This is a genomic window from Pseudomonas sp. ICMP 10191 (assembly GCF_001467335.1).
Classification (GTDB): Bacteria; Pseudomonadota; Gammaproteobacteria; order Pseudomonadales; family Pseudomonadaceae; genus Aquipseudomonas; species Aquipseudomonas cerasi.
The window spans coordinates 52,547-68,975 of the sequence record NZ_LKGW01000106.1; the positions used below are offsets into that span (position 1 = coordinate 52,547).

Annotated in this window: 16 protein-coding genes; 1 reads left to right on the plus strand and 15 read right to left on the minus strand. The window is 60.5% G+C overall.

Features of this window, described 5'->3' with window-relative positions:
* Window positions 1-11 precede the first annotated feature (11 nt).
* From AO388_RS12265 to AO388_RS12320, 11 genes are all read right to left on the minus strand, one after another.
* Window positions 12-656, minus strand: coding sequence for a methionine ABC transporter permease (locus AO388_RS12265; protein ID WP_003365907.1), 645 nt, complete (start codon window positions 654-656; stop codon window positions 12-14).
* Window positions 646-1,776 (minus strand): methionine ABC transporter ATP-binding protein, encoded by a 1,131-nt coding sequence (locus AO388_RS12270; RefSeq protein WP_058416529.1) that lies wholly within the window; start codon window positions 1,774-1,776, stop codon window positions 646-648. The genes AO388_RS12265 and AO388_RS12270 overlap by 11 nt, the downstream gene beginning before the upstream one ends.
* Window positions 1,773-2,561: a MetQ/NlpA family ABC transporter substrate-binding protein gene (locus AO388_RS12275; protein WP_003432321.1), complete on the minus strand. Its 789-nt coding sequence runs from the start codon at window positions 2,559-2,561 to the stop codon at window positions 1,773-1,775. Before AO388_RS12275 ends, AO388_RS12270 begins: the two co-directional genes overlap by 4 nt.
* 461 nt (window positions 2,562-3,022) lie before the next feature.
* Complete coding sequence (locus AO388_RS12285) at window positions 3,023-4,381, minus strand: LLM class flavin-dependent oxidoreductase (protein ID WP_058416531.1); 1,359 nt, start codon at window positions 4,379-4,381, stop codon at window positions 3,023-3,025.
* Window positions 4,381-5,586: an SfnB family sulfur acquisition oxidoreductase gene (locus AO388_RS12290; protein ID WP_024661616.1), complete on the minus strand. Its 1,206-nt coding sequence runs from the start codon at window positions 5,584-5,586 to the stop codon at window positions 4,381-4,383. Before AO388_RS12290 ends, AO388_RS12285 begins: the two co-directional genes overlap by 1 nt.
* A 25-nt stretch (window positions 5,587-5,611) precedes the next feature.
* On the minus strand, window positions 5,612-6,934 hold the full coding sequence (locus tag AO388_RS12295; protein ID WP_083515808.1) for an SfnB family sulfur acquisition oxidoreductase: 1,323 nt from the start codon (window positions 6,932-6,934) through the stop codon (window positions 5,612-5,614).
* A gap of 388 nt (window positions 6,935-7,322) precedes the next feature.
* Window positions 7,323-8,042: a hypothetical protein gene (locus AO388_RS12300; protein WP_042930404.1), complete on the minus strand. Its 720-nt coding sequence runs from the start codon at window positions 8,040-8,042 to the stop codon at window positions 7,323-7,325.
* 577 nt (window positions 8,043-8,619) lie between these two features.
* Entirely contained in the window at window positions 8,620-9,363 is a 744-nt protein-coding gene (gene tcyN, locus AO388_RS12305) for an L-cystine ABC transporter ATP-binding protein TcyN (protein ID WP_004409156.1), read from the minus strand.
* Window positions 9,364-9,366: 3 nt separating this feature from the next.
* Complete coding sequence (gene tcyL, locus AO388_RS12310; protein ID WP_058416532.1) at window positions 9,367-10,035, minus strand: cystine ABC transporter permease; 669 nt, start codon at window positions 10,033-10,035, stop codon at window positions 9,367-9,369.
* Window positions 10,032-10,829, minus strand: coding sequence for a cystine ABC transporter substrate-binding protein (gene tcyJ / locus AO388_RS12315; protein WP_003432330.1), 798 nt, complete (start codon window positions 10,827-10,829; stop codon window positions 10,032-10,034). The genes tcyL and tcyJ overlap by 4 nt, the downstream gene beginning before the upstream one ends.
* A 220-nt stretch (window positions 10,830-11,049) precedes the next feature.
* Entirely contained in the window at window positions 11,050-12,048 is a 999-nt protein-coding gene (locus AO388_RS12320; RefSeq protein WP_054081249.1) for a D-cysteine desulfhydrase, read from the minus strand.
* Window positions 12,049-12,245: 197 nt separating this feature from the next.
* Here AO388_RS12320 and epsC point away from each other — a divergent pair, with 197 nt between their 5' ends.
* Window positions 12,246-13,199 carry a serine O-acetyltransferase EpsC gene (epsC, locus tag AO388_RS12325; RefSeq protein WP_003432332.1) on the plus strand — a complete coding sequence of 318 codons (954 nt, stop codon included), beginning with the start codon at window positions 12,246-12,248 and terminating at the stop codon, window positions 13,197-13,199.
* Between the two features lie 12 nt (window positions 13,200-13,211).
* Here epsC and AO388_RS12330 read toward each other — a convergent pair whose 3' ends face one another.
* From AO388_RS12330 to nhaA, 4 genes are all read right to left on the minus strand, one after another.
* The gene (locus tag AO388_RS12330) at window positions 13,212-13,919 is read right to left on the minus strand and encodes an anti-sigma factor (protein ID WP_044308739.1); all 708 of its coding nucleotides are present in this window, start codon (window positions 13,917-13,919) and stop codon (window positions 13,212-13,214) included.
* Entirely contained in the window at window positions 13,916-14,482 is a 567-nt protein-coding gene (locus tag AO388_RS12335; protein ID WP_003365926.1) for a sigma-70 family RNA polymerase sigma factor, read from the minus strand. Before AO388_RS12335 ends, AO388_RS12330 begins: the two co-directional genes overlap by 4 nt.
* 104 nt (window positions 14,483-14,586) lie before the next feature.
* Window positions 14,587-15,120: a DUF3455 domain-containing protein gene (locus tag AO388_RS12340; RefSeq protein WP_003365928.1), complete on the minus strand. Its 534-nt coding sequence runs from the start codon at window positions 15,118-15,120 to the stop codon at window positions 14,587-14,589.
* Between the two features lie 105 nt (window positions 15,121-15,225).
* Window positions 15,226-16,401: a Na+/H+ antiporter NhaA gene (gene nhaA, locus AO388_RS12345; protein ID WP_003432334.1), complete on the minus strand. Its 1,176-nt coding sequence runs from the start codon at window positions 16,399-16,401 to the stop codon at window positions 15,226-15,228.
* Window positions 16,402-16,429: the final 28 nt, after the last annotated feature.

The following is a 16,429-nucleotide window of genomic DNA, read 5'->3' on the forward strand; positions in this document are numbered from 1 at the left end:
GTTGCGGCTGCTCAGCGCCTGTCGAAGCTGCGTGCCAGCCGGTCCCCGCCCAGCTGCACCAGCGCGACGACCGCTACCAGCAAGACAATCACTGTCAACATCACCTGCGTGTCGAAGCGCTGATAGCCATAGCGATAGGCAATATCGCCCAGCCCGCCTGCGCCGATGGCACCGGCCATGGCCGATGAGTTGATCATGGTCACCAGCGTGATCGTAAAGCCGCCGACGATACCGGGACGCGCCTCCGGCAGCAGCACATGCCAGATGATATGCCAGCGCCGACAGCCCATCGCTTGCGCGGCCTCGATCAGACCATGATCGACCTCCCGCAGGCTCACTTCAGCGACCCGCGCAAAGAATGGCGTGGCGGCAATGGTCAGCGGCACGACGGCTGCCCATACGCCATACGTGGTGCCGACGATCATCCGCGTGAACGGAATCAGCGCGACCATCAGGATCAGAAACGGAATCGAACGAAACAGGTTCACGAAGCCACCCAGCACCCGGTTGATCCCCGGTGCTTCGTAGATGCCGCCTTTGGAACTGGTGACCAGAATCACTGCCAGCGGAATGCCCAGCAGCAGTGCGATCAATGACGACACACCGACCATCAGAAACGTGTCGAGGGTGCCTTGCAGCAAGCGATCAACCCACATAACCCAATACCTCCGCGCGTGGCGCCAGTGTGCGGGCGCGCGCCAGCAGTTCTTCCCGGCTGTGTGGCGAGCCGGCAACCGACAGAATGAGATGCCCGATGGGCCGCTCCTGAATCCGCTCGACGCCGCCCTGCAGCAATTGCACCTTGCCGCCCAGCGCGGCAAACAGCGCGGCCAGATCCGGCCCTTCGTCACTGACCCCGGTGAAATGCACGTCCAGCAGCAGGGCCGCATCGGATCGTTGCGGCTGATCGCTCAGGCGCTCTGCCCACTCTTTCGGCAGCCCGGTTTGCAGCGGAGCCAGCAAGGTTTTGCTGACGTCGTGCTGCGGGTCGCCAAACACCTGCCATACCGGCCCCTGCTCGACGACTCGCCCCTGTTCCAGCACCACCACGCGGTGGCAGATATCACGGATAACCGCCATTTCATGGGTGATCAGCACGATGGTCAGGCCCAGGCGCTGGTTGATCTCGCGCAGCAGGCCGAGGATCGACTGGGTGGTTTCCGGGTCCAGCGCCGAAGTGGCTTCGTCGCACAACAGAATCGCCGGGTCGTGTACCAGCGCGCGGGCGATGCCGACACGCTGTTTCTGCCCGCCGGACAGTTGCGCGGGGTACGCCTTGTGCTTGTCCTGCAAACCCACCAGTTCCAGCAACTGCGCGACCTTGCGCGCGCGTTGCTCCTTGGCCACACCGGCAACCTTGAGCGGCAGTTCGACGTTCTGCCAGACGGTCTTGGCCGACATCAGGTTGAAGTGCTGGAAGATCATGCCGATGCGTCGGCGTAGCTCAACCAGCTTGTCTTCGTCGAACTCGCCGATATCCACCTGATCGATCAATACGCGACCGCTGCTCGGTTGTTCCAGGCGATTGATGGTGCGGATCAACGAGGATTTGCCTGCGCCGCTGCGGCCGATAATGCCGAAGATCTCGCCGCGCTGGACGGCCAGATCGATATTGCCCAGCGCCTCCACCGTGCCTTGCTTGCCGTGATAGGTCTTGCCCAGGTTGATGAAGCGCACATGCGCGCGATTCAGCTCCGGGTGCAGCTCGGCCTGTTGCGCCCGTTGACCTGCGCCCGCAGTGTCGAGTGGCCGCTGGCGTTGCGCGGTCGCAGTCATTCTTTCCACCCGGCCTGATAAAGCTTGCCGTTGACCTTGTCCAGCGAAGCGCGGACGACCGGCGAGTGTTGGTAAATGTCGACGAATTTCGCCAACCGCGGGTCATCCTTGTGATCAGGTTTGATCACGAACTGAATCACGTATTCCGGGTGGTCCAGGCCGTCGAACAGGATCGCCGAGTCAGCGGGAAAGGTCTTGGCCAGACGGATGTAGGCGGGGTAGCCCTGCACCAGATCGGCATCGTCGTAGGCTCGCACCAGTTGCACGGCTTCGACCTGTATGAGCTTGAGTTTTTTCGGGTTGGCCGTGATGTCTTCTTCGGTGGCCTTGTAACCAACACCTTCCTTGAGCGTGATCAGCCCGGCCTTGGCCAGCAGTTGCAGGCCGCGTCCGCTGTTGATCGGGTCATTGGCGATGGCCACGGTGGCGCCGGTCGGCAGCTCATCGAAGCTTTTGTACTTTTTCGAGTACAGACCTACGTTGTTGATGATCCCCGGTGCGTAAGGCACCAAACCGAAGCCAGCGGCTTCGTTGGCATTGGTCAGGAACGGGATGTGCTGAAAATAATTCACGTCGATATCGCCGGCAGCGAGGCTGACGTTGGGCGCGATCCAGTCGGTGAACTCGACCAGCTCGACCTTCAGGCCCTGCTTGCCAGCCTCTTCGACAGCGGCTTCCAGCGGTATCGCGAAGGCTGCCGTGGTCCCGACTTTCAGGGGTTTATCGTCAGCGTAAGCGGTCAGGGTCAACAGGCCGAGGGCCAGTGCAGCGAGGGTTTTGCTCATGATGTGGTCCTTTTAAAAATCCCTAAGTCTCGTTCCCACGTCTTGCGCTTATCGATCCTGCGGGAGCGAGCTTGCTCGCGAATAGGCCAGTGCAGCCGCAGAAAACAGGGCGTCTGGCCAATCGCTTTCGCGAGCAAGCTCGCTCCCACAAAAACTGTGTACAACGCCAAGCGCTTCAGCATGGGGCGCATGTCGTCATCAATACGCCGGTGTGCATCCCCGTAGCGCATCGGCCCTGTGGGAGCGAGCTTGCTCGCGAATAGGCCAGTGCAGCCACAGAAANAACTACGCCGGTGTGCATCCCCCGCAGCGCATAGGCCCTGTGGGAGCGAGCTTGCTCGCGAATAGGCCAGTGCAGCCGCAGAAAACAAGGCGTCTGGGCAATCGCTTTCGCGAGCAAGCTCGCTCCCACAAAAACTGTGTACAACGCCAAGTGCTTCGGCGTGGGGCGCATGTCTTCATCAAATAGGCCGGTGTGTCGCCCCCCCATGCCGTTGCGGTAAACGGTCGGTGCCTTCCGGAAACAGTTTTTTGCGCAGGCTGCCTTCTTCGTAAGCGGTCTTGTATGAGCCGCGGCGTTGCAGCTCCGGGATCACCAGATCAATGAAGTCCTCGTAACTTTCCGGGGTGACGATGCGGGTCAGGTTGAAGCCGTCCAGGCCGGTTTCGTCGATCCAGGACTCCAGTTCGTCGGCGACCTGTTCGGGCGAGCCGATCAAGGTGATGTAACGGCCGCCCAAGGCGTGCTGGTCGAGCAGTTTCTGGCGCGTCCAGTCGTTGTTTTTCAGGTTCCTGGTCGCCGATTGAATGGCGTTGTTTTTCACGTACTGAATGGGTTCGTCGAGTTCGTACTCAGAAAAATCGATGCCCGTGGACGCGGCGAAGTGCGCCACGCCGGCTTCGGCACTGGCATGGCGGCGGTATTCGGCGTGCTTCTCCCTAGCCAGTGCTTCGGTGGCCGCGACGATCACGTTCAGGCCCATGAACACTTTGATGTCGTCCGGGTTGCGCCCGGCCTGCACGGCACTGGCGCGCACCTTGTCGACCTGCTCGCGGGTCGCTGCCTTGTTCTGCCCGCTGATGAAAACGCATTCGGCGTTCTGTCCCGCAAACTGCAGGCCGCGCTCCGAACTGCCGGCCTGAAACAGCACCGGCGTGCGTTGCGGCGACGGTTCGCAGAGGTGATAACCTTCGACCTGATAGAACTCGCCCTGGTGCCGGACCTTATGCACCTTGCCCGGCTGGGCGTAGACGCGCTGCTCGCGATCATTGATCACGGCATCGTCTTCCCAACTGCCTTCCCAGAGCTTGTACAGCACCTCCAGGTACTCGTCGGCCTGATCATAACGGCGGTCATGCTCGTTCTGCTCGCTGAGGCCCATGGCCCGCGCCGCGCTGTCGAGGTAGCCGGTGACAATGTTCCAGCCCACCCGGCCACGGCTCAGGTGGTCCAGCGTCGACATGCGCCTGGCGAACAGATAGGGCGCGTCGTAGGTCAGGTTGGCGGTCAGGCCGAAGCCCAGGTGTTTCGTGACCCCTGCCATCGCCGAGACCAGCAGCAGTGGGTCGTTGACCGGCAACTGGATCGCCTCCTTGAGGGTAACGTCCACCGAGTTCTGATAGACGTCATACACGCCCACGATGTCGGCGATGAACAGGCCGTCGAACAACCCGCGTTCGAGCAGTTTCGCCAGGTCCGTCCAGTACTCCAGGCTGTTGAATTGCGTCGAGGTGTCCCGTGGATGGGTCCACAGGCCATGGTTGATATGGCCGATGCAGTTCATGTTGAACGCGTTGAGGAGGATCTTTTTACGCGCCATCAGATCGTCCCCCGCAGGGGAGGATTAGTGTCGTTGAGGTAGTAATTGCCGATGGCGTGAAACTTCCAGCGTACCGGGTCGTGCAGCGTATGAACGCGCGCGTTGCGCCAGTGGCGATCCAGGCCGTGTTCCGCCAGCGTGGATTGACTGCCCGCCAGTTCGAACAGTGTGCTGCCGGCGGCCAGGGAAATCTCCGTGCTGATGGCGCGCGCTTCGGCCACGGCTATCGAGGCAGCGGCGACGGTTTCGGCATTGCTGTCGGCCTGAGCGACATCGAGAAACTCTCCGGCGCGCTCGAGCAGTGCTTCGGCGGCGTGCAGGCGAATACCCAGCTTGCCGAAGCTGTGCAGCGTCAGCGGGTCATCCACGGCCTTTTCAATACCCGAATCGATCCATGGCCGGGTACGCGTCCGCACGAACGTCAGGGCGTCCTCGAAGGCTGCGCGGGCAATGCCGGTGTCGATCGCCGCATGGAGAATCTGCGCCAGTGGCCCGACCGTGGTGGGGCGCTGGAAGGCGCTCTGGAACGGCACCACATCGCGGGCGCTGACATACACATTGTCGAACACCACCGAGCCGCTGCCCGTGGTGCGCTGCCCGAAACCGCTCCAGTCGTCGATGACGCTGAGCCCCTCGCTGTCATGCGGCACGAACACCAGTTGCTGCACACCCTCGTCGTCAATCACCGAGGTGGGAATGCGTTGCGCGTACAGCGCGCCGGTGGCGTAGAATTTGCGGCCGTTGATGCGATAACCGTCCCCGTCGCGGCTCAGGCGAGTGGTGCGGTCATGTGCGGTTCTGGTCCCCAGTTCGGCCAGCGCATTGCCGAAGCGTACGCCCGCCAGTGCCTCGGCGTACAAGCGCGCCTGTTGTTCCGGACTGCCGTTCACGCGCAGCACTTCCAGGGCGTAAAAGTGGTTTTGCGGAATCTGGCCCAGCGAGCCATCGGCTTCGGAAATCAGCTGGATCACCTTGGCCAGCGTGACATTGGAAACACCCGCGCCGCCGAAGGCTTGCGGCACACTGATGCCCCACAGACCGGACTGGCTGAACAGGTCCAGTTCGGCATGCGGCAAACGGCGTTCGCGATCGCGTTGCGCGCTGTCGGTTTTCAATTGCAGGGCCAGTTCGCGGGCTGTGTGCAGGGCCTGAGCGTCACTGGTGATCAGCGCTGCGTTAGCGCGCGCTTTTGGGTTGAAACTCATGAAGGGTGTTCTCCAGTGGTCTGGTTCAGATCCAGGAATGGCGAGCAGGCAGGGTGCCGTTCAAATGCCACGTGCCGACCGCGTGGTATTTCCAGCGCACCGGGTCATGCAGGGTGTGGACGCGCGCGTTGCGCCAGTGGCGGTCGAGATTGAACTCGGCCAGGGTCGCGCGGCTACCGGCCAGTTCGAACAGCTTCTCGCTGGCCAGCAGCGAGATCTCGGTGGTCAGGACTTTGGCCCGCGCCACTGCAATGGAGGCGCGGGCTGCCGATTGCTCATCGATAGGCGCAGCGCTGATTTCGTCGAGTTCCTGGCCCGCCTTGCGCAGCAGCGCTTCTGCGGCGTGCAGTTCGAGTTTCAGCTTGCCGATGTCGGCGATCACATAGAGGTCATCGCTGGCGCGCTCGACGTTGGCGTCGATCCACGGACGGGATTTCTCGCGTACAAAAGCTATCGCATCGTCGATGGCCCCGCGCGCTATGCCCGCATCGATGGCGGCCTGGATCAGTTGCGAAACGGCACCCTGAATGTTCGGCGTCAGGGACAGGCGCCAGTTATCGACCACCAGCCCGGCGTCCACCGGAACATTGTCGAGCAGCACCGTGCCGCTGGCGGTGGTGCGCTGGCCAAAGCCCGACCAGTCATCAACGATGCGCAGGCCCGGTGTGCCACGCTGGACGAAGGCCATGATCTGCCGCCCCTGGTCATCCAGCGCCTTGACGGCAACCCAATGCGCGAACAACGCGCCGGTGGAGTAGAACTTCTGTCCGGTGATGGCCAGGCGGTCGCCATTGGCGGTGATCCGTGCCTTGAGTTCCAGCGTGTTTTTGGTGCCGCGCTCGGGCCCGGCGTTGCCGATGCGCCAACCGTCCAGCACGCTCTGGAACAGTGTTTTCTTCTGTTGCTCGGTGGCGCTGCCCTGCAGCAGATGCAGAATGCCGAACTGGTTTTGCGGAATTTGTCCCAGTGCCGGGTCGGCAGCAGAAATGATCCGGAAGACTTCAGTCACTGTGACGAACGATACTTGCGGGCCGCCGTATGCGCGCGGGACGGAAATACTGCCCAGTCCGCTGCGAGTGAACTGTTCGATTTCAGCCCATGGCAAGGCACGTTGTCTGTCACGATTGGCAGCATTGATCTGTGCGGCTGCGGCCAGTTCATGGGCTGCTGCAATGGCTTGCGCGTCGTTTTGCAACACGGTGGCCTTCAGCAGGCGGGGAGCAGCGTCAGGCTCTTGTGAAGCCTCGACGCGTTGGGTCGCTACCGTCGCCGGATCAGACTCGCGTCGCTCACCGTCAATCGATACGACCCTGGGTTTATCCACAGGGGTAGTTGTGAAAGGGACCATCGGAACCTCGTAGCAGTAGGCCGCATCAGGTGCGGCTGGAAAACATCACGATGTCCGGTGGTCCGGTGCATATACCCTAAGCGTGTATAAAAGTTTTTAAAACGTGCTTTTTGGAATAAGCATAGACAGTTATTGTCAGTCGCCAATGCCGCTTCATATCCTCACCTCGCGTAACGCACGATGTTAGACGTCTGCGCAGAGCCAAGTACGGATGAAACATGGCGTATGCCGGAACGACGTTGAACTTTCTTACACGCGTGGCCAATGTTTAATACAGGTAATGAGCGCGAATAAATAACGCTTCGTTTTTAGAATGGTCCGTGCGGTGTTGTCCATTGAACAGTATTGTCGAGTGACGCGGTTTTTCCGACTTGCCGTCGTCAGGCATTCAATGCCCCAGAGGTTGGATCCTTATTATTCGGGGTGGCGCCCAGAGCGAGTTGTTGCCCACCCGGTCGATAACACAGTAACTCACTTCCAGCCGTTGTTCGTCTCCGCCTTCGCGTATCAACTCAGGCGGTACGACCAGGTCGACCGGCTCACCGACATCGTCGGCAGTGAGCGGCGGCAGGTCCATGCGCAGATCGCCCCAGCGCACGGTGATCTCGTCGTGAACAGCCATGTTCAGATAAGGCTCGATGGTCATCGGCAAGCCGCCTTCCAGGTGCCTGCGCGAGAGTCCGTGGCGTATGACCGATGGCGCAACATAGAGTGGCGCCAGCCCCTGGTTTTCTTCCGTGTTGGCGCTGACCAGCCGCCCTCCCGGTGCGTTCAGCTTGACCCATAGCTTGCGGCAGGGCGAGGTCACAGGCACTCCGCCTATCTTCATGACCCGGTAGTAAGTTCTCGCCTTGCCATTCTGCAGAAAACTTTCCGGCACACGTAGGACGACAGGCTTGCCGACGTCGGATGCCTTCAAAATTGTTGACGCGACGTAACAGCCGTCCCAGAACAGTTCGATCAGATCGCCCTCTTCCATGCTGCCATAGGGTTCAACATGAACAACGAGTTGAGAGGCGTTCCTCACGCCTATGCCATGCCGGCTGGCCAGCGGAACAGAAGGGATAGGCAAGCCCAAGGGGCTGGCGTTGCAAGTATTTTGACGCATGTCGGGGTACTCCAGATAATCAATGGTTCAAGTAAAGAATCGTCATAAGTTGTCATGTTCAAGTAATGAAGTGTGCGTTTCAGGCAGGGGGATAATTACCTTAAATATCCAAGCTATGGCAAACATTACAAACGGTATTAAAGGTGTGCTTGAAACTTTACTGCCCCACTGAAATGCGTGAAGTAGGTGAGCTAATGGGCTTTGCGGGAACTTGTCAATGTGCGAAGTGCATTTAAGGACTGTTTACTTGAAAACCGGATACTTCCTACGCTGTGTGTTTGGAACCGTTGACTCCTCACGAAACAACCGTCCTACCACAAAGTATCAATGGCAACAGGCCGTAACCGACAGCAGAGTGTCCGGAAGGGAAAGTCTGGCAACACGGACGCGCAGTGGCGCGCCCGGCTACGAATCAAGGAGCAGGAAGTACGTGGGCTAATTTTATTATTTCGATGATTTTTCGGGAAATTACGCGGGAATTCAGCAAGGATATTGAACGATTAATCCTTCCGGAAATGTAAGAAAAAAGCAGCGCCGCTGGATGGACGCTGCTTTTTGCAGATGCTGATCGTCCTGATCAGGAGCGGGTACGCTCGAGAAACTGCCTGGTGCGTTCTTCTTTCGGGTTGGCGAACAGCGCCTTGGCTTCGCCTTGCTCCACGATCACTCCCTTGTCGATGAAGATCACCCGGTTGGCGACGTCCCGGGCAAAGCTCATCTCGTGAGTGACGATGACCATGGTGCGGTTCTCTTCAGCCAGCGCGCGGATGGTGGTCAGCACCTCGCCGACCAGCTCAGGGTCCAGAGCCGAGGTCGGCTCGTCGAACAGGATCACTTGCGGCTCCATCGCCAGCGCCCGTGCAATCGCCACGCGCTGTTGCTGCCCGCCGGAAAGGCGTCGCGGGTAAGCGTCTTCCTTGCCGCTCAGGCCGACCTTGGCGAGCAGCTTTCTGCCCAGCGCCTCGGCGGCTTCGCGGGCCACCTTCTTGACCACCACCGGACCTTCGATGACATTTTCCAGTGCGGTGCGATGCGGAAACAGATTGAAGTTCTGAAACACGAACCCGACCTGCTGACGCAACTGGCGGATCAACCCCTGTTGCTGGTTCATGGAGCGGGTGCCATCAATCTCGATGTCACCGACCTTGATCCTGCCGCTGTCAGGCGTTTCCAGCAGATTCAGGCAGCGCAGCAGGGTGGTCTTGCCCGAGCCGCTGGGCCCGATGATGGCCACCACTTCCCCGGCTTCGATACGCAGATCAATGCCCTTGAGCACCTCATTGCCCTTGAATGCCTTGGTGAGTTTTTCAACCACTATCATGTGTCAGGTCTCCAGATCGTGCCGGTTGACCCTGGCTTCCAGCTTGTTTTGCAGGTGCGAGAGCGCCGTGGCAAGGATCCAGTAGATCAGTGCAGCGGCCAGGTACATGGTGAAAATTTCGAAGGTGCGTGCGGTGATCAACTGCGCCTGACGGAACAGCTCCGGCACCTGGATGGTGGCTGCCAGCGCCGTGTCCTTGACCAGCGAGATGAAGCTGTTGCCCAGTGGCGGCAATGCGGTGCGTGCGGCCTGCGGGAGGATCGCCCGACGCATGGTCTGCCAGCGGGTCATGCCGATACTGGCCGCGGCTTCCCACTGGCCGCGCTCCACCGAACTGATGGCCGCGCGCAGGATTTCGCAGGCGTAAGCGGCCATGTTCAGGGAAAAACCGATCAGCGCAGCGCTCAGCGGTTCGAGCTGGATACCCAGCTCCGGCAGGCCGTAATAAATCACGAACAGCTGCACCAGCAAGGGCGTGCCGCGAAAGAACGACACGTAGATGCGTGCTATCCAGTTCACCGGTTTGATGCGCGAGAGGCGCATCAAGGCGAGGCCGAAGCCCAGCAGCAAACCGAAAAACATCCCGCCAATACTGAGGAAGACGGTGTAGTGCGCGCCCTTGAGGAGGAAGGGCGCGGAGTCCAGCGCGAGCTGAAGGCTCTCTTCAATCATTTGGTGACGTCAGCGTTGAAGTACTTTTCCGACAATTTCTTCAGCGTACCGTCGGCACGCAGCTTGTCGATGGCCTTGTCGATGGCCGCCAGCAATTCAGGCTCGCCTTTGCGCAGGGCAATGCCCGATTCCTGGCGGGAGAAGGCGTCGCCTGCAGGGACGAGTTTGTTTTTCGTTTTGGCAGCCATTTCCAGCGCGGCCAGACGGTCAACGAGGATCGCATCGATACGACCTACACTCAGGTCCTGGATCTTGCTCGGGTCATCGTCATAGGTTTTGACGATCGCGCCCGGAACGTTCGCCTTGAGCCATTCCTCGTAGTTGGTGCCCAGGCCCACACCGACCTTCTTGCCGGTCAGGTCTGTGGCTGTCTTGATCTTGTCTTCGTTCGTCTTCAGAACCAGCGCCTGAATGCCGGACACGGTGTAGGGTTCGGAGAAGTCGTACTTCTTCTTGCGCTCGTCGGAGATGGTCACCTGGTTGATCACCACGTCCAGACGCTTGGAGTCCAGAGCGGCCAGGATGCCATCCCATTTCGACGGCTGGATCTTGGCCTTCACGCCCAGTTCCTTGGCCAGCGCTTCGGAAAACTCGACTTCGAAGCCGGTGAGCTTGCCGCTCTCATCGACGAAGCTGAACGGTGGGTAAGTGCCTTCCAGGCCTACATTGAGCGTACCGCTGTCCTTGATTTTCTGCAGTTGCTCGCCAGCCATGGCTTGCCCGGCGATACCGGCATTGAGCATCAAGCCCATTGCCGAGAAAAGAAACGTACGACGAATAGCGGAAATGTTCATGCAAGCCCCTTGTTGGTATGGAAGTGTCTGGCCATTTTCTGACCCGACTCAAGCAACTTCGTGCTGATTATTCAGCTTTTTTTCAGGCAGTTACGTCAGGTGTAAGGTTAAGCGTTGTGGTCTGCCGGGCGCGACTATATAGCCATCAGCTTATGAGGAAAAATAACAAAAAAAGTTATTTTCCCTCCACAAAAGCATAAAGGACCCGTTGGCTGAAACGTCACTGGTCGAACGCATCCGGATAGGCAAACAGCGCTGGCGCACCGCCGGTGTGCAGAAAGATCAGTGGGCCGTCGTTAAAGCGTTGACGACCGATACCATCGAGCAGACCGGACATGGCCTTGCCGGTGTAGACCGGGTCGAGCAACAGCCCTTCGTGGCTGGCCACCAGCTTGATAGCTGACAGCGTGCCGGCATTCGGTTCGCCATACCGTGGCGCGAAATACTCATCCCACAGTTCGACCTTGAAGTGTTCGGGCAACGGAGCGCCGAGCAACTCTGCGGTGCGCTCGGCCAGGCCCTGAACCTTGGGCAACTGTGCTTCTTCACTGCGCGACACGGTCACGCCGATGACCGGCAATTGCGGCAGCTCGTGAGCCAGAGCCAGCGCTATACCGCTGTGCGTGCCGGCACTGCCGGAGGCCAGAACGACGGCCGCAAACTCGATACCGGTTTGCTTGATCTGCTCGGCCAGTTCCAGCCCGGCGCGCACATAACCCAGCGCCCCCACCGGGCTCGAGCCACCGATGGGCACCAGATAAGGCTTTTTGCCGCTGGAACGCAGGCGTGCCGCCAGGGCGTGCAGTTGCTCGTCGGCGTTGTCGAGGTTTTCCACCAGCTCGACCTTGGCATCGAACAGCTCCAGCAGCAGGCGGTTGCCGTTTTTCAGGTAACTGGGGTCTTCGGTGCCGATGGGGTTTTCCAGCAGCGCCACACAGCCCAGGCCCAGGCGCGCGGCCAGCGCTGCGGTCTGGCGGACATGGTTGGACTGGATGGCCCCGGCGGTGATCAGTGTGTCGGCACCCTGGGCCAGCGCATCGGCGGCCAGGTACTCGAGTTTGCGCACCTTGTTGCCGCCCAGGGCCAGCGTCGTGGTGTCATCCCGCTTGATGTAGATATCACGATCTGCCCAGACCGACAGGCGCTCGAGCTTTTCCAGAGCCGTTGGCGCGCTGATCAGGTCCAGGCGATTGAAGCGGGCAAGCTGATTTTTGATCATGGTGGTCGATAAGCCGTGTAAAGAGTCAGCGGACTATAGGCAGACGTTTCTCGCACGGCAACTTATCTGTGCGCACGGCTCTCTTCGCGTATTCCGACAGAAATTGTTGTTTTTTTCGTCTGAATGTTTGCCGTAGAGTGGCAACAGCAGCGGCCCGTACTGTCGGTCGCCACCCTTTACATCAAGGAGAGTCAAGCGTGAGCGATATTCCAGAAGCGTCCGCCGACGGCCGCTCCAGCCACTGGCAGTTGCAGCGCATCGTCAGCCAGTTGCGCAGCGCGCGTGAAGACTGGCGGGCTCGCAACAGGCGAGTGAGCGGTGAACACGGTGGGCGTGAGCTGCCTTCGCGTGCGGCCATGGGCGAGATTCTTGAAGCCTTGAGCGGCGCACTGTTCCCGATGCGCCTGGGCCCGGTGGACCTGCGTGAGGAAAGCGAGGACTTCTATGTCGGCCATACGCTGGATGTGGCGCTCAACGCACTGCTGGCTCAGGCCCGGCTTGAATTGCGCTACGTGGCCCATCAGCAGGGCGGTGACCTGAAGAGCATCGATGCGCGAGCACTCGAGCTGATCCAGGGTTTCGCCATGGCCCTGCCGGGTATTCGTCTGTTGCTGGACACCGACGTGCTGGCCGCCTATCACGGCGACCCTGCGGCGCGCAGTGTCGATGAAGTGCTGCTGTGCTATCCCGGCATTCTGGCGGTGATCCACCATCGGCTGGCGCATTATCTGTATCGCGCCGGCTTGCCGTTGCTGGCGCGTATCAGCTCGGAAATCGCCCATTCGGCGACCGGTATCGATATTCATCCGGGTGCGCAGATCGGCCCGAGCTTCTTTATCGATCACGGAACAGGCGTGGTGATTGGCGAAACCGCGATCATCGGCGAGCGGGTGCGGATCTATCAGGCCGTGACCCTGGGCGCCAAGCGCTTCCCGTCGGACGAGGACGGTCAGTTGCAGAAAGGCCACGCACGGCATCCAATCGTTGAAGACGACGTGGTGATCTACGCGGGTGCGACCATTCTGGGTCGCATCACCATCGGCAAGGGTTCGACCATCGGCGGCAATGTCTGGCTGACGCGCAGCGTACCGGCAGACTGCAACCTGACCCAGGCCAACCTGCTGCAACAGGACGACTGCAGCCGCAAGTAGGCGACCTTCGCGTCAGATCACCTTCACCGCCCGGCCGATGAACTGAATCGGCCCGGTGGGTTTGCCGATTGGCGAGCCGGTGGATTTCTCCAGTGTCAGCTCGAACAACTGGTTGGGTTGCAGCGGCGGCAGTTTATCCAGCGGCACATGCAGGCTCTCTCCCGGCTTGACCAGCCCAAGCGAAACCGGGCCTTGCCAGTCGTCACCCTTGGTCCAGAACTCCAGCGCCTTGTCGGTCGGAACCTCGAACACGCCCAGCGGGATAAGCTGTATTTCCTGCGGGTTACTGGCCTGCACGACCCAGCCGGGAGCCTTGTCCTGCGGTCCTACGAGGACCACCAGATAAGACGGTTGCGCCGGTGCGCGGGTCAGCAGCGTCATGCCCAGTACCAGTGAAGCAGCCAGGCCTGCTCCGGCCAGTCCGCGCCAGATCGACAGGTTGTCCCACCAGCGAACGCGCGGTCTTTGCGGCGTGCTGGCAGGCGCGGTCATGTCCAGCAGGTTACGTTCGATACGATCCCACAGGCCGGGCGAGGGCATCACCGGTTCGGCCAGTTCGGTCAGGGGCAGCAGACGCTGTTCCCAGGCATCGACGGCGGCCTGCAGGTCGGGCTCGCGCGACAGGCGACGCTGTACGTCGAGCCGCTTCTGCGCCGAGAGCGTGCCGAGTACATACTCGCCCGCCAGCTCGTGAATGTTGTCGTCTAAAGGCCGGGTCATCCCATGCACTCCCGCAAAGCCGTCAGGCTACGCTTGATCCAGGCTTTGACCGTCCCCAATGGCGCGCCAATTTTCTGCGCGATTTCCTGATGCGAATAACCGTCCACGTACGCGTGAAAAACACAGTTGCGTCTTACCGGCTCCAGCTGCTCCAGGCATGACGTGATCCGCCCTGGATTGACCTGCCAATCGAAGGCATCGCCGATTTCCTGCCAGCCTTCCAGTGTCGCCTGTTCATGATGATCTTCACTGCCGTCGTCCTCGACACGCACTTCGCGAGCCGTGTTGCGCAATGTGTTGAGCGCCAGGTGGCGGGTCACGCTGAAGATCCAGCCACGTGCCGAACCACGCGAGGCATCGAAGCTGGCCGCGTGGGACCAGATTTTCAGGAACGCGTCATGCACGATGTCTTCGGCCAGCGCGCGGTCACGCACCAAGCGCTGAGCGACGCCGAGCAACCGGGCGCTTTCCTGTTGATAGAGACGCTGCAAGGCCTGCTTTTCACCGCGAGCGCAGGCCTGCAACGTCGCTTCGTAATCAAAGAGAGATTCGTGCGAAGACAAGATGATCCGCCATCAATGCAAGACTACTGCCTCGTTGACATCACGAGGCTCCCGCGCAGCAGCATAGACCACTGGCTGCGCAGTCACCCGGTGAATGATGGCTATCAGCTCGCAGTCCAGAACAGGTAGTCGGCCTGATACTTGACCACTTCCTTCGCGCCCTTGTTGCTCTCTGCGCAGGCTTTGGCCGGGGCAACGCCGCCTTTCAGGGCTACACGCTGAATGTAGGTCACGCCAGTCATGGCGCCTTTGCCTTCAGCCGGGTTGGCCTTGACCAGCTGGTATGGCAGGTTGCCGGCGCTCGAAGGGGCCACGGCAACTTGAGTGCCGGTTATTTTGGAACCGTCTTTGGCTTCCCAGGTGGCAGGTGGGCCGTAGTAGGTGCCGACCTGTTTGCCGCTCTTGTCGTTGAGCACTGCTTTGGGACCGACGAACGCCCACTCCATTTCGTTGGGCATGTTGGCCTTGGCGCGGCACTCGTAGGTGATCTCGCCAACCCCGGTGGTTTGCATGCCGACCTTGTTGCCAGCCGGCACACGGACGCTTTCGGGGAGGTCGGTCTGAGCCATGGCAACGGACGACAGGCAAGTGAAGGCCAGAGTAGTACCAGCAAGGCAGAGCAAGCGTTTTGCGTTCATGCAGAAATCTCCAGAAGGTTTAACCGCGCTCAGCAACTCGAAGTGGCTGCTGAATGTACTACCCGCGAGAAACCCATCTGGATGCAGTGATTTGAAAATATTTTTTCAGCGCCGGCTGAAACGGCTGCGCAGCAGCACAATCCCGGCAATCGCGGCCAGACCCGAGCCGATCAGTACGCCGACCTTCACCTCGTCGATCAGGTGTTGCGAGCCGGGGAACGCCAGGTTGCCGATGAACAGGCTCATGGTGAAACCGATGCCGCACAGAATCGCCACGCCGTACAGTTGCACCCAGTTGCTGCCCTCCGGCAACACCGCCAGCCCGGCGCGTATGGCCAGCACAGCGGCGAGAAACACGCCGATCTGCTTGCCCACGAACAGCCCCAGCGCAACGCCCAGCGGCACAGGATCGACCAGGTTGCCCAAGGTAATGCCGGCCAGCGACACGCCCGCATTGGCAAAACCAAAGATCGGCACCACGGCGAAGGCCACCCAGTAGTGCATCTTTTCTTCGAGGAACAGCAGTGGCGAGCGGGCTTCTTCCTCGGGCTTGCCCATCGGGATGCACAGCGCCAGGGCGACACCGGCCAGCGTGGCATGCACACCCGATTGCAGGACGAAGAACCACAGCAGCGCGCCGAGCAGCAGATAAGGCAGCAGACGGCGCACGTTCAAACGATTCATGACGATCAGCACCGCCAGCGTCACGAAGGCGGCGGCCAGCATCGGCAGGTTCAGACCGGAGCTGTAGAAGAAGGCGATGATCGTCACGGCGCCCAGATCGTCGAGGATCGCCAGCGCGGCCAGAAACACCTTCAGCGAGGTCGGCACCCGATTGCCGAGCAGCGACAGCACGCCGAGGGCAAAGGCGATGTCGGTGGCTGCCGGGATCGCCCAGCCGCTCAGGGTCTGCGGATTGCCCCAATTGATCGCGATGTAGATCAGCGCAGGCACCAGCATGCCGCCTGCCGCTGCAAAGCCGGGCAGGGCTCGTTGCCCCCAGGTCGCCAGACCACCGGCGAGGACTTCACGTTTGATCTCCAGGCCGACCATCAGGAAGAAGATCGCCATCAGCCCGTCGTTGATCCACAGCTCGACCGAGAGGCCCAGCCAGACGCTGTGCAGGATCGAGAAATAGCCGGCAGAAAGAGGCGAGTTGGCAACGATCAATGCCGCCAGCGCAGCGGCCATCAACACGATGCCGCCAGCTGATTCGGAGGCGAGGAAGCGTGCGAGGACGGCAATGCCTCTGGGCGTTTCCCGGTTCGGAACTTGAGTCATGGTTGTCCTTGAAACGAAGCACTTTTTT

Excerpts from the sequence above, each read along its gene's own strand:
- tcyL (WP_058416532.1), bottom strand. The coding sequence starts at position 10,035 with ATGATTGAAGAGAGCCTTCAGCTCGCGCTGGACTCCGCGCCCTTCCTC.
- AO388_RS12275 (WP_003432321.1), bottom strand. The coding sequence starts at position 2,561 with ATGAGCAAAACCCTCGCTGCACTGGCCCTCGGCCTGTTGACCCTGACC.
- AO388_RS12330 (WP_044308739.1), bottom strand. The coding sequence starts at position 13,919 with ATGACCCGGCCTTTAGACGACAACATTCACGAGCTGGCGGGCGAGTAT.
- tcyN (WP_004409156.1), bottom strand. The coding sequence starts at position 9,363 with ATGATAGTGGTTGAAAAACTCACCAAGGCATTCAAGGGCAATGAGGTG.
- AO388_RS12270 (WP_058416529.1), bottom strand. The coding sequence starts at position 1,776 with ATGACTGCGACCGCGCAACGCCAGCGGCCACTCGACACTGCGGGCGCA.
- AO388_RS12290 (WP_024661616.1), bottom strand. The coding sequence starts at position 5,586 with ATGAGTTTCAACCCAAAAGCGCGCGCTAACGCAGCGCTGATCACCAGT.
- AO388_RS12285 (WP_058416531.1), bottom strand. The coding sequence starts at position 4,381 with ATGGCGCGTAAAAAGATCCTCCTCAACGCGTTCAACATGAACTGCATC.
- AO388_RS12295 (WP_083515808.1), bottom strand. The coding sequence starts at position 6,934 with ATGGTCCCTTTCACAACTACCCCTGTGGATAAACCCAGGGTCGTATCG.
- AO388_RS12265 (WP_003365907.1), bottom strand. The coding sequence starts at position 656 with ATGTGGGTTGATCGCTTGCTGCAAGGCACCCTCGACACGTTTCTGATG.
- AO388_RS12320 (WP_054081249.1), bottom strand. The coding sequence starts at position 12,048 with ATGATCAAAAATCAGCTTGCCCGCTTCAATCGCCTGGACCTGATCAGC.
- nhaA (WP_003432334.1), bottom strand. The coding sequence starts at position 16,401 with ATGACTCAAGTTCCGAACCGGGAAACGCCCAGAGGCATTGCCGTCCTC.
- AO388_RS12300 (WP_042930404.1), bottom strand. The coding sequence starts at position 8,042 with ATGCGTCAAAATACTTGCAACGCCAGCCCCTTGGGCTTGCCTATCCCT.
- tcyJ (WP_003432330.1), bottom strand. The coding sequence starts at position 10,829 with ATGAACATTTCCGCTATTCGTCGTACGTTTCTTTTCTCGGCAATGGGC.
- AO388_RS12340 (WP_003365928.1), bottom strand. The coding sequence starts at position 15,120 with ATGAACGCAAAACGCTTGCTCTGCCTTGCTGGTACTACTCTGGCCTTC.